The following is an 11,691-nucleotide window of genomic DNA, read 5'->3' on the forward strand; positions in this document are numbered from 1 at the left end:
CCCGCACGCCGGGGGATGACGGCCGCCGGAACGGGGTGATCGCCGTCAAGCGTCGCAACCGTGAGCACCACCGACCGATCGCTGCCGGCCCGGCGCCGTTTGCGGGTCGCAGCGCGGCCCTGCCCCGCGCACCCGCCGGCCGGCCGCGGCGGCCGTCATCCGCCGCGCGCGCCGCTGGCCCGGTCGGCCACGTCGTTCCACAGATGCAGCGCCGCATACGCGCGCCACGGCCGCCAGCCTTCGGTGCGGCGCTTCTGGCTCGTGAGCCGGTCGAGCGACGGATCGCGCGCGGTGATCGACTGCATCAGCACGAGATCGGACGCCGGCCATGCGTCCGGGTCGCGCCACGCACGCATCGCGATGTATTCGACGGTCCACGGGCCGATACCGGGCAGGTCGAGCCAGGCGCTACGCAGCGTCGCGAGATCGGCCTGGGCGGGATCGAGCGGCACGTGGCCGGCCGCCACCGCGCGCGCCACGCCCGTCAGCGCCGCGGCCCGCTTGCCGGGCATTCCGATCTTCTCCAGATCGCAGGCGGCGAGCGCGTCCGGCGTCGGGAAACGCCAGACGGGCACGCCGTCCGGCGCCGCCATGCCGTCGTCGTGCGCGACGCGCTCGCCGGCCCGCTGGACGAGCCGGCCGACGATCGTCGTCGCCGCCTTCACGCTCACCTGCTGGCCGACGATCGCGCGCACCGCGAGCTCGAATCCCGACCAGGCGCCCGGCACGCGCAGCCCCGGGGCTGCATCGACGAGTGGCGCGAACCACGGATCGCGTGCAAGCCCGCTCCCGATCGCGGCCGGATCGGCGCCGAGGTCGAACATCGACGCGACGCGGCGCGCGAATGCATCGTCGACATGCCGCGCGGCCGCCCCGTCGACCGTCGCGATCAGGCAATGCCGGCGCGGATGCTTCGTGACGGTCAGCCGGCCCGCGTCGCCGTGCAGGTCGACGATGCGGCGATACACGCCGTCGACGACCTGTTCGACGCCCGGAATCGCCCGTCCGCTGAAGAAGCGCAGCACGCGCGCCCAGTCGTACGGCGCCTTGAAGCGCAGTTCCATCTGCGCGGACGGCGGCACCTGGCCGCCATCCGCGATCGACGTAATCGTGTTTTTTTCGATGCTCAAACTGCGTTGCCCTCCGCAACGGCTTCGGTTTCATCGTCGTGCGCATGGCGCGCCTCGGACGCGAGCAGCGTCGCCTTGCGGCGCACGCCCCAGCGATATCCGGCGAGCGCGCCGCCCTTCTGCACGACACGGTGGCACGGGATCGCGAGCGCGACCGGGTTCGACGCGCAGGCCGATGCGACGGCCCGCACCGCACGCGGCGCGCCCAGCGCCTCGGCGATCTCCGAGTAGCTGCGCGTTTCGCCGTACGGGATGTGCGTCAACGCTTCCCAGACGCGCTGCTGGAACGCGGTCGGCGCGATGTCGAGCGGCAGGTCGAACGCGTGCCGCGTGCCGTCGAGGTAGGCGCGGATCTGCGCGACGAACGGCGCGAGCCGCGACGGCGATTCGACCAGTTCCGCACGCGCGAACGCATCCGTCAGTTCGCCGACGAGCGACGCCGGCTCGTCGCCGAACGCGATCCGGCAGATGCCCTGTTCGGTCGCGGCGACGAGCACCGTGCCGAGCGGCGTCGACGCGGTCGCGTAGTCGATCCGCAGGCCGGCGCCCTGGCGACGGAACGCGGACGGCGCCATCCCCAGTTCGCGCGGCACCGATGCGTAGAGCCGCGACGGCGAGTTGAAACCCGCGTCGACGGCCGCCTGCGTGACCGGCTGCCCGCTTTGCAGCGCCTCGCGCAAGGCGGCGCCGCGCTGCGCGGCCTGGTACTGCCGCGGCGACACGCCGACCACGCGCTTGAACAGCCGCTGCAGGTGGAACGGGCTTACGTGCACGGCGTCGCTCAGTTGCTGCAGCGTGAGCCGCTCCGCATGCGCGTCGAGCACAGCGCAGGCACGATTGACGATCTCGAGCTCGCGCGGCAGCCCTTCCGGCTGGCAGCGCTTGCACGGACGAAAACCGGCCGCGCGCGCGTCGCCCGGACTGGCAAAGAAGGACACATGCTCGCGCCGCGGCAGCCGCGACGCGCAGCTCGGGCGGCAGAACACACCGGTCGTGCGCACGGCGTAGAAGAACGCGCCGTCCGCATGCGGGTCGCGGGCGGTCACGGCGCCCCAGCGGGCATCGTCGGTCGGATAGGCGGTTGTCATCTGAACCTCGCACTCTCTAGTGTAGATGGTGCCTACTCTAGACATCGGCATGGGCCGTCGCGCCCTGAATCTTGCTCTGTGATTCGCACCGGCGAAACCGGGGGCACATCGCAATCGATCAATCGGACGAAACACCGCGCAAAGCGCTGCTCCGGCACCGCTTTCGTCATCGTCGCGTCACCATTTTGCTGCAGTGCGGCTGCGACCAATCGCCGTCCTGACCATTTTTTACACTCGGAATATTGCAACGCACCATCGCCGTGTGTATAGTTGGAACTGTCTCCTCCATGTCTCCTCCTGATATGGATTAAGCCCGTTCCGCTCTGCGTGAACGGGCTTTTTTTCGTCCGTCGATCGTGCAGCATTGCGGCATCCGGCGCCGGCGCGGTCTACACTCGGTGCACGCCATCCGAAGGAGTGCCCCGCTCATGAAACCGACCATCCGCGCGATCGATCACGTCGTGCTGCGCGTGACCGACATGGCTGCGATGACGCGCTTTTACTGCGATGCCGTCGGCTGCCACGTGGAGAAGGAACAGCCCGACCTGGGCCTCGTGCAGTTGCGCGCCGGCGACGCGCTGATCGACCTGCTGACGGTCGGCGGCCCGATCGATCGTCCCGACAGCGGCCCGCCCGACACCGGCCGCAACCTCGACCATCTGTGCCTGCGCGTCGAGCCGTTCGACGCCGACGCGCTGATCGAGCATTTCGCCGCGCATGGCGCGCGCCCCGGCGCCCCCGCCGATCGCTACGGCGCCGGCGGCTACGGGCCGTCGATCTATCTGTTCGATCCCGAAGGGAACATGCTGGAATTCAAGGGGCCGCCCGCCGCGTTCGGCTGAGCGGCGACCGTCAAGCGTCGGCGAACGGCTTCAGCACCGTCCATTCGACCGCGACCGGATCGTGGTCGGCGCTCGAGATCCAGGCGGCGCCGTCCTGCACCGTGCACTGCAGGCGCATCGTGCGCTCGGCGAGACGCCCGAGCGCGGCCGCGACGCCGTCGGCCAGCGACAGCACCTGCACGTTGCGCAGCCGCTCCACCTTGCTGCGCACGCCCTGCCACCAGATATCCGAGGTCTTGCCGCCGTACGCGATCACCGTGACCTGGCCGGCGCGGCCGGCCGCCTTCGAGATGCGCCGTTCGTCGGGCTGGCCGGCCTCGATCCATACGTCGATCGCCCCCGTCAGGTCCTTCTGCCACAGATCGGGCTCGTCGACGTCCGACAGCCCCTTGCAGAATTCGAGACGCTCGTGCGCGAACAGCGCGAACGCGACGATGCGCACCATCATCCGGTCGTCGGTTTCGGACGGGTGACGGGCGACCGTCAGCGCGTGATCGGCGTAGTAGTGCCGATCCATGTCGGCGATTTGCAGCTCGGCTTTGTAGATCGTGGATTTCAGCGCCATGCGGATACGGCCCGGGCGGGCATTCGGTTCGGTCGGGCCGTGATGATACCGAATGCGCGCCGCCCGGCGCGTGACGGGCGCGCCACAGCACGACGGCCCGGCATCGGCCGGGCCGCGTTCGGGTCGCGCCGCCGGCGGTTGCGGCAGGCGCGCGGGGGCGAGAGGTGCGCGTGCGGGTTACTGCTTGACGAAGCGCGAATCGGTCCAGAGGCCCTGCTGGTCGCTGTTGTCGGCGCTGACGAACTGGACGTCGCCCTGATCGACCGACACCACGCGGAAGCGCTGGCCTTCCGGCACCGACAGGCAACGGTAGTCGTCGAAGTACTGCTGCTTCGCCTGCGACTTGCCGTCACGTTCGTGACTCAGTACGGAGTCCAGATTGTCTTTCGACAGACAGCCCCACGCATTCTTCGTCAGCTGGATTTCCTGCTTCGGCTGGACAGCCGCATCGCCGCCCGCCTGGGCGATCGACACCACGGAAAATGCGCCGACGAGGGCAAAAAGGACACCGGTACGCTTCATCATGTTCTGTCTCCAGGCTTGCGGGCACCAGGCTCGGTTAGCTATGTGTTTAAAGGTGATCGTGAACCCGCGTTTTTCACTTTAGAAGACCGGCAAGCGATATCAAGCACATTTGTTGTGCGATCGCAATGGCGGCGAATTGTCGCACCCTGCGCGCGCCCGGTTTTTCACTTGCTGCGGCGTCTGCCGTCCGGCGGATTCGCCCGCGCCGCCGGAAGCAAAGCCTCATCCGGCAAGCCTTTCGGAGAAACTACAGTCCATCGGCTGAACGGTTTGGATAATTCATTTCAATAGCGGGACCATTTTGATGCGCTGCACATAAAGTCATCCGAAATGATCTGAATTTACCGCAGTGCGGCACCGGATTTACCTGATACAAGAAAAATGCCAGGTATAAGCGCACTCGTATTTACCCGTATTTTCCGGGCAGGCTTGGCGCCCGCTGCAGCGGAGCCGCAGCGGGCGTTCGCCAGTGTTTTTACCCGATCTTATTCAGACCGCTTGCGGACGCTCGAAATAATCGCGCTGGAAAATGCACATGCGATAAGCGTTGTGATACGCGCCGTTTCCGAAAAATTCTTCCTTCAATTCCGCCTCGTGCTGGAATCCGCATTTCTCGTACACGTGGATGGCCGCCGCATTCGACGTGTCGACGATCAGGTACAGCTTGCGCATGTTCAGCACCTTGAACGCATATTCGATCGCGAGGCGCGTCGCCTGCCCCGCATAGCCGCGCCCCTGGCATTGGGGCGCGATGATGATCTGGAATTCGCCGCGACGGTGAATGTAGTCGAGCTCGATCAGCTCGACGAGGCCGACCAGCTCGTCCTGCGGATCGACCGCGACGAAGCGGCGCTCGCGCTGGTCGTGCACGTGACGGTCATACAGTTGCGACAGCTCGGAGAAGGTTTCGTACGGCTCCTCGAACCAGTAGCGCATGATCTTCGCGTCGTTGTTCAGCTCGTGAACGAAGCGCAGGTCCTGGCGCTCCAGCGGCCGCAGTGCAAGCGTGTGCTTGTCGTTCTGGAGTTGCATGTTCGTGTCCTTTTTGATGCCCGCGCGCGCATGAAACACCCGTGCGGCGGCGCCGCGAACGGGGCGCGTTCCGCGCTGTAAGAAGTTGACCGCGGGCGAAGGTCAGAGCCTAGAATGGACACAAGGGTTCCTGCCACCGCAAGGAGGCTATCGTGATCGAGCAAGTCATACTCGGCATCTTCCTCGTGCTGCCACTCATGATCGTGGCTGCGCTGTTCTCCGACGAACTGTGGCAGGAACATCGGCGCCAGCATCCGCGCGACGAAAATGCACCGCATATCGACTGGAAACATCCGTGGCGCCGGGTGCGGCGCGGACACTGAGCCGATCGCCATCCCCGCAGCGCACCCGCGCGGGCGGGGCGCTGCACACGGTGCAAACGGTGCAACCGCTTTCCGCCACGAACCGCGTCGAACCGAATCCCGTCCAACCAGCGAGCCGCCGCCGTGAACGACAAACCCGCTCTCCCTCCGCACGATATCCCCGGCGAAGCGATCGACCTGCAGATTGCCGACGTGCTGGCGGCCGTCCGTTACCCGGCCAACAAGGATGCGATCGTCGACGCCGCACGCGACGCCGGCGCCAGTAACGAAGTGCTGTCGATGCTCGACGGCCTGCCCGAACAGGACTATGCGGACGTCGATGCCGTCACGCGCTGGGTCGCCGGCAACTTCGGCCCCGGCCTCGGTATTTGAGCGCACGCCAATAACGCGATAGGATCGGGCCGCACCGGTTGCGCTGCGGCCGGATGCATGCTGCCCGGCGCCAAGACCGGGCGTGACCGCACGAGTGCCCGGGGGAATCCATGGAAGGCATCCTGATCCAGCATACGACGCGTCGTCAGCTTTGGTTCGGCGCGCTCACGGCACTCGTCATCGTGCTCGCGCTGGCGATCGCCGTGCCGCACGCAAACGTCACGCTGCCGGCCGTCGAGCCGTTCATGCCGATGTGCGCGCTGACCGTGTTCACCACCGCGAGCATCGCCGCCTTCTTCCTCGGCGCCCAGTTCACCGTCACGCGCCAGCCCGTGCTCGGTGCGCTCGGCGGCGCCTATGCGTTCACCGCACTCGCCGTCGCGCTTCAGCTGCTCACCTTCCCAGGCGTGTTCGCGCCGCAAGGCTTGCTCGGCGCGCGTCCGCAAAGCGCCGCGTGGATGTGGGTCTTCTGGCATGCCGGCTTTCCGTGCTTCGTGATGGCCGCGCTGCTCGCGCGCGAGCGGCTCACGCATGCGCCGGTCGGTGCGGCGCAGACGCGCCTGTGGACCTTCGCGCTGGTCGGCGGCCCGGCCGTCGCGGCCGCGCTGCTGTGCGTGCTCGCACTGAACGTCGCCCTGCCGCCCGCGTTCCATCCGCCGGGCGACGCAGCCGCGCTGCCCGTCGACGGGATCGCGCTGGTCGTGTGGCTGCTCAATGCGCTCGCGCTCGTCGCCGTGCTCGCTTCCGGCCGACTGCGCACGACGCTCGACCTGTGGCTCGCGATCGCGGTGCTCGCCTGCCTCACCGATACGACGCTGAACCTGCTGACCACGAGCCGCTTCACGGTCGGCTGGTATCTCGCACGCGTGTTCAGCATGTTCACGCCGGGCGTGCTGGTGTGCGTGCTCGCCTGGGAAGTGACGAAGCTGTATCAGCAGCTGTTCGAGGCGCACGCGACGCTGGTTCGTTCGTCCGCGCGCGACGGGCTGACCGGCGCGTTCAATCGCAGCCACTTCAACGATCACTTCCACACGTTGTTCCTGCAGGCGCGGCGGCAAGGCGAGCCGCTGTCGCTGCTGATGGTCGACGTCGATCACTTCAAGGCGTACAACGACGCGTTCGGTCACGTGAAGGGCGATGCGTGCCTGATCGCGGTCGCGAATGCGCTGGCCGGCGCGGTGCGGCGGCCGGCCGATATCGTCGCGCGCTACGGCGGCGAGGAGTTTGCCATCGTGCTGCCGAACACCGGTGCGCGCGGTGCACGGGTCGTTGCCGAGGAAGCGCGCGAAGCGGTGCTGCGGATCGATCTCGCGATGCCCGGGTCGCCGGCCGGGCGCGTGAGCGTCAGCGTCGGTTGCGCGACCGTGTCGGCCGACGACCTGTCGACGCCCGATGCGTTGATCGAAGCCGCCGATGCCGCGCTGTATCGTGCGAAGGATGCGGGGCGAAACCGCGTCGTGGCGGCGTGAAAACGTCTGCGGATTGGGGATTTGTTACGGTCATTGTGACCGAAATAATCCGCCGTTACGGATTGCCGCGCGGGGAAACGATCGCTTACAGCCGGTGTTGAAGGCGCTCGCTATGCTGGGTTCATGTCGAATCCGAGCAGGTGAGCGTGATGAAGAAAACCCTTTTGCTGATTGCCGGTGTCGCCGTGCTGTTGAGCGGCTGCATCGTGGTGCCGGATGGCGGCGGGTATGGGTATTACGGTGATGGCGGGTATTACCACCATCATCATCGGCATTGGGATTGATGCATTGCACCCCGGCTGTCGCGACGACGTAGTCCGGATCAGTCCATTGATCCGGATCGCTGGGAACGGGAATTCGAAGCGCCGGTGTTCCGTTGAAATCCCCGCCTACTTGCCAATACAGAAGCAAGAGAAAGCTGTCTACCCGTTTGAATCTAAAGCGTTTTTTGGATTTCACTTTAGGTGCTTGGACATAAACTTGGACATACGTTCATGTTCTAGCGCTTCTTGGCCGATTGTGGATAACAGTGGAGACACTAGATGCCACGCGGAAGCGGGTTCTGTGGATATCTTCCGCTGCCAATCGTCGGTCAACGCCGGCCAAGAGACAGGCCCTGTCTCTCATGGAAGCCAGACGTGCTTGATTCTAGCCTCGAAGCCCACTTTTTTCACGCCCTTGTTCGCCCGTAAATAGGAACTGGCGCATGCCGGATTGTTCGACGACACGAAGGCAGGCTTCGGCTGACATATGGCCCATCTGGCTACCTCGCCAGGACCGTATGGAGACCGAACATGTTCGACCAAACCAACCCCTCGTCCAATGATTCGCGCGCCTCGACCAACCCCCGCTCGCCCGGCAATGTCAGCGTCCCTCTGGCCTTGCTGCTCGATGAGCGGCTGACGCCGCTGGAGCGCAATGCCTGGATGGTCTTCCGCGCCCGCGTGGGTGAAGACGGCACCAGCGCGCTGCCCAACTACGAACAGATGCGCCCGTTCCTGGCCTGCAAGGCAGGCAATCAGAGGGCAGCGTACGAGACAGCCTCGCGCACTGTCTGCGTGCTGCGCATGACGCGTTGGGTGCATCTGGCGGGGCATCGCCGTGACCCACTCACCGGCCAGGTGCAGAACACGCTCTACGCCGTGCATGACACTCCGCAATCCTGCCCGGAGGTGTGTGCCTCGGACCCCGAGTACATCGAGTTGCTGGAACGCTCGGTCGCGCATCCCAACCACGTCGTGCGCTCGGTGGCGATCGGCGTCTTGAATGAACTGGCAGCGGACCGGGACTTGCCCGCGACTCTTCGCCAGCAGATTGCCTTGGCCCGCGCACGGGCCGGGCTGGCGGACGATGACAACCCCAGCAACCCGCCTCCGTCTCCGCCGCCAAAGGGGAAAGCACCTTTGCCAGTCGCCCACGACAACGCGGGTTCGACCACATCGAAAGCTGATTCGCCAGTACGTACGTATAAGTATTCTTTAAAAGAAGTACGTACGTACCGCGCGAGCGCGCAAGAAAGCGACCCACCAAAATCGGCGTTCGCTCTGCGGTTGCCACCATGCCTGGACAAGATGGCACCGGACCAGCACCGCGATGTGGAGATGGCCTTGCGGCGTCTGCCAGGTGAGCACCAGCAAGATGTGCTGGACGAGTTGGAGGCGCGCGTTCGGCAGGGGGCTGTGCGCAATGCCGTGGCCTATCTGTTCGGCCTGGTGCGGCGTGTGTTGGCAGGGGAATTCCGCTTGTGGGCGGCGAGGAAACCCGCCAGCACGGACCCCGCTAATGCGCCTGTCCACAAGGTAACCCCGGCTGCGCCGCCTGCACCGCCGACACCTGCGCATAAGCCTGCGGCGCCCGAGGTGGCGCAGGCACAGCTTGCCCTGGCTCGCAGGCTCTTGGGGCTCCCGGAACGGGCCGGTGACCTTGTGGCCGAGCTGTTCCTGCAGGGTGTCCACATGCGGCCAAACTCCGCGTAAGCCGCTGGCCCAGTTTCGCGGCCTGCGGCCTTGACCAAGAGGTGCCGCCTCTTGGAACTCCGTTCTTGCCGAAGGGCAAGGGTGCAGGGGGTAAAGCCTCCCTGCACCCCGCCGTGAGGCTTGGGTCGCTGCGTGGGCATCAATGGTGCGCTGCGCCGGGTGCTCGCCCGTTCGGTGCTCGCCTGCGGCTGCGTTCCGCTGCGGCCTGTGCGCCCGCCATTGCCCCCCACTGCGCGACGTCCAGCACCTCCCAGGCAAGCCGCTGCACAAATCACGCTGCCCGTGCTGGGTGTGCAATGGGGAACCCATTGCGCGCCCAGGGCGGGTAGCCGACAAGCCCCGTAGGGGCGCGTCAGCAGGCACGCACACGACTGGCCCAGCAGCCCCTATGCGCGGTGCTGCCGCAGCGCCTTTGGTTTCTTGCACGGCACCCTAGCAACGCGATGGGGCCGTCACTGCACACCGCAGTGACGGCCCCACGGAACCCGCGCGAAATATGGGTTTGCGCGCGTTCCTATTGTTTGCGGCATGCGTGACGAGGCCCTCCTACACTGGCCCTGCAGTACGCCAAGACCGATGGGCTTTGTTCATCGGCAACCCCAAAGACGCAGGTTCCTGCAAGCGTCTCCCTGACCAGGGCGGAACCATCCCCAGGCATGCCCAGGCTCCCCCGCATGCCGCTCCTACCCACGGGGCAGAGCCATTTTTCTCCGGCTGTTCTCGTCAATCCTGCGCCCACGGCGCGCTATTCCTGCGGCCACGTTTTGAGCGCAACGCTCGCGACCGGCTCTACCCATCCCACTCACTCAAAGGAGGTTTTCATCCCCGCCACTGGCTTGTTTGGTCTTTCGCTGACCCTCTGCCCCATCTCCCTCCAGGGAGTACGGCAGACGCCTCATTTCGAGGCAAAACCGGTGTTCTGAGCACCATGCCCTCGTCCTTCGGGAGCCTCGCCTAGCGAGCCGGCAATTTCACTTACCGATTCGATCTCAGAAAGCAAGACAAGACGCAACACCCAGGAGGTGCGCCATGGATGATTTGACCTACGGGCTGCGGCAGCTTTGCCGGCGCAACAAGGATGGCAGCCACACCACCCAGGCCGACCGGCTGCGCGGGCTGACGCTGGTAGCTCGCCAGTTGGGCGAGGCGGGTTTTCGGCGGATGTCGCCGAACTCGCTCAAGGGCAAGCATGTGCAGGCGCTGGTCGAGCGCTGGCAGGCCGAAGGCTTGTCGGCCGGCACCGTGAAAAACCGCATGTCGCATCTGCGCTGGTGGGCCGAGAAGGTAGGCAAGGCCGGCATCCTTCCCGCCGACAACGCCCGCCTCGGCATCCCTGAGCGGCAGCATGTGACCAATGCCGATAAGTCAAAGGCGTTGGGGGATGCACTCGACAGCGTGCGCGATGCGCATGTGCGGATGAGCCTGCAATTGCAGCAGGCTTTCGGGCTGCGGCGCGAAGAGTCCATCAAGTTCCAGCCCGGCTATGCCGACCGGGGCGACCACATCGCGCTCAAGGGCAGTTGGACCAAGGGCGGGCGCGAACGGACCGCGCCGATCACGACGGCCGAGCAGCGGCGCGTACTCGACCTGACGCACCAACTGGCCGGCGCAGGCTCGCTGATCCCGGCGCATAAAAGCTATATCGGGCAGCGCCACCCCTACGACGGGCAGTGCAAAGCGGCGGGCCTGAGCAACATGCACGGTCTGCGGCATCGTTACGCGCAGAATCGTTACGAAGCGTTGACGAGCTGGAAAGCGCCGGCCGCTGGCGGTCCTTCGGCGCGGTCGCTGACGCCGGCGCAGCGCGCCTTGGATGCGCAGGCGCGGCAGGCGATCAGCCGCGAGCTGGGGCACGGGAGGACGCAGATTACGGCGGTGTACTTAGGGCGATGATCATTTCTCTTTCAAATCGATCTCGCGTTCGAACTTGCGCAGTTCATTACGATCTTCCCCATCTTTGGGCAGAGAAAGGGATAGAACATCTGCGCCGAATTGAGCAATGAATCGGGAGTTTTTCTCACCCGAGGCCCACATTCGGCGGAAAGCGTCCAGTGCAACTTGGACAGAGTACTTTCGAGCGATCATATCCCCAACAGAGAAGCGCAACTTCTCACCATCATAACCTTTTGAGTTATTAACCAAGGCTTCCAACAGGATGCCTTTTTGATCAATGGAGAGCTTCTCAAAGTCGTTGTAAATTCCAGAAATGAACCCCTCTATATCTTTTCTGGAGAAAATCAGAGGATCCGAAAATACCTCCAGATACAGTGAAAATATATCCCCGGGCAGGGGGGGGGGGGGGGGGGAGAAAAATATATAAAAAGATATAAATGAACAAAAAGAAAAAGTCGAGCAGAATTTGACCGAAT

13 protein-coding genes are annotated in these 11,691 nt (G+C 65.3%); 7 read left to right on the top strand and 6 right to left on the bottom strand.

Features of this window, described 5'->3' with window-relative positions:
- Positions 1–155 precede the first annotated feature (155 nt).
- Complete coding sequence (locus tag DIE02_RS18250) at positions 156–1,130, bottom strand: DNA-3-methyladenine glycosylase (RefSeq protein ID WP_124486730.1); 975 nt, start codon at positions 1,128–1,130, stop codon at positions 156–158.
- Complete coding sequence (ada, locus tag DIE02_RS18255) at positions 1,127–2,218, bottom strand: bifunctional DNA-binding transcriptional regulator/O6-methylguanine-DNA methyltransferase Ada (protein WP_124486731.1); 1,092 nt, start codon at positions 2,216–2,218, stop codon at positions 1,127–1,129. Before ada ends, DIE02_RS18250 begins: the two co-directional genes overlap by 4 nt.
- Before the next feature lie 428 nt (positions 2,219–2,646).
- On the opposite strand from ada, the gene DIE02_RS18265 reads away from it, so the two are divergent.
- Entirely contained in the window at positions 2,647–3,060 is a 414-nt protein-coding gene (locus DIE02_RS18265; protein WP_124486732.1) for a VOC family protein, read from the top strand.
- Positions 3,061–3,070: 10 nt separating this feature from the next.
- On the opposite strand, the gene DIE02_RS18270 is transcribed toward DIE02_RS18265, so the two are convergent.
- From DIE02_RS18270 to speG, 3 genes are all read right to left on the bottom strand, one after another.
- The gene (locus DIE02_RS18270) at positions 3,071–3,625 is read right to left on the bottom strand and encodes a YaeQ family protein (RefSeq protein WP_124486733.1); all 555 of its coding nucleotides are present in this window, start codon (positions 3,623–3,625) and stop codon (positions 3,071–3,073) included.
- A 177-nt stretch (positions 3,626–3,802) separates the two neighbouring features.
- Positions 3,803–4,150 (bottom strand): surface attachment protein Sap1, encoded by a 348-nt coding sequence (gene sap1, locus DIE02_RS18275; RefSeq protein ID WP_044848669.1) that lies wholly within the window; start codon positions 4,148–4,150, stop codon positions 3,803–3,805.
- Between the two features lie 489 nt (positions 4,151–4,639).
- Positions 4,640–5,182, bottom strand: a complete 543-nt coding sequence (gene speG / locus DIE02_RS18280) for a spermidine N1-acetyltransferase (protein WP_124486734.1) — start codon at positions 5,180–5,182, stop codon at positions 4,640–4,642.
- Positions 5,183–5,334: 152 nt separating this feature from the next.
- Here speG and DIE02_RS35555 point away from each other — a divergent pair, with 152 nt between their 5' ends.
- From DIE02_RS35555 to DIE02_RS18300, 6 genes are all read left to right on the top strand, one after another.
- The gene (locus tag DIE02_RS35555) at positions 5,335–5,505 is read left to right on the top strand and encodes a hypothetical protein (protein WP_044848668.1); all 171 of its coding nucleotides are present in this window, start codon (positions 5,335–5,337) and stop codon (positions 5,503–5,505) included.
- A 123-nt stretch (positions 5,506–5,628) separates the two neighbouring features.
- Complete coding sequence (locus DIE02_RS18285; protein WP_006756942.1) at positions 5,629–5,877, top strand: DUF2795 domain-containing protein; 249 nt, start codon at positions 5,629–5,631, stop codon at positions 5,875–5,877.
- A 110-nt stretch (positions 5,878–5,987) separates the two neighbouring features.
- Positions 5,988–7,346 carry a sensor domain-containing diguanylate cyclase gene (locus DIE02_RS18290; RefSeq protein WP_124486735.1) on the top strand — a complete coding sequence of 453 codons (1,359 nt, stop codon included), beginning with the start codon at positions 5,988–5,990 and terminating at the stop codon, positions 7,344–7,346.
- Between the two features lie 149 nt (positions 7,347–7,495).
- A complete protein-coding gene (locus DIE02_RS36055) occupies positions 7,496–7,630 on the top strand; it encodes a hypothetical protein (RefSeq protein WP_257773917.1) in 135 nt (44 codons plus the stop codon).
- A gap of 510 nt (positions 7,631–8,140) precedes the next feature.
- Positions 8,141–9,322 (top strand): STY4528 family pathogenicity island replication protein, encoded by a 1,182-nt coding sequence (locus tag DIE02_RS18295; protein ID WP_124486736.1) that lies wholly within the window; start codon positions 8,141–8,143, stop codon positions 9,320–9,322.
- Positions 9,323–10,351: 1,029 nt separating this feature from the next.
- Entirely contained in the window at positions 10,352–11,215 is an 864-nt protein-coding gene (locus DIE02_RS18300; RefSeq protein ID WP_124486737.1) for a phage integrase N-terminal domain-containing protein, read from the top strand.
- On the opposite strand, the gene DIE02_RS35560 is transcribed toward DIE02_RS18300, so the two are convergent.
- The coding region (locus DIE02_RS35560; RefSeq protein WP_185702639.1) for a hypothetical protein at positions 11,216–11,691 on the bottom strand (476 nt) is incomplete at its 5' end.

The sequence above is a fragment of the Burkholderia sp. Bp8991 genome, from assembly GCF_003853795.1.
Lineage (GTDB): Bacteria > Pseudomonadota > Gammaproteobacteria > Burkholderiales > Burkholderiaceae > Burkholderia.

Bases quoted from the DNA above. Each gene is read 5' to 3' on its own strand.
- ada (WP_124486731.1), bottom strand. From the start codon at position 2,218: ATGACAACCGCCTATCCGACCGACGATGCCCGCTGGGGCGCCGTGACC.
- DIE02_RS18265 (WP_124486732.1), top strand. From the start codon at position 2,647: ATGAAACCGACCATCCGCGCGATCGATCACGTCGTGCTGCGCGTGACC.
- DIE02_RS18270 (WP_124486733.1), bottom strand. From the start codon at position 3,625: ATGGCGCTGAAATCCACGATCTACAAAGCCGAGCTGCAAATCGCCGAC.
- sap1 (WP_044848669.1), bottom strand. From the start codon at position 4,150: ATGATGAAGCGTACCGGTGTCCTTTTTGCCCTCGTCGGCGCATTTTCC.
- speG (WP_124486734.1), bottom strand. From the start codon at position 5,182: ATGCAACTCCAGAACGACAAGCACACGCTTGCACTGCGGCCGCTGGAG.
- DIE02_RS18290 (WP_124486735.1), top strand. From the start codon at position 5,988: ATGGAAGGCATCCTGATCCAGCATACGACGCGTCGTCAGCTTTGGTTC.
- DIE02_RS36055 (WP_257773917.1), top strand. From the start codon at position 7,496: ATGAAGAAAACCCTTTTGCTGATTGCCGGTGTCGCCGTGCTGTTGAGC.
- DIE02_RS18295 (WP_124486736.1), top strand. From the start codon at position 8,141: ATGTTCGACCAAACCAACCCCTCGTCCAATGATTCGCGCGCCTCGACC.
- DIE02_RS18300 (WP_124486737.1), top strand. From the start codon at position 10,352: ATGGATGATTTGACCTACGGGCTGCGGCAGCTTTGCCGGCGCAACAAG.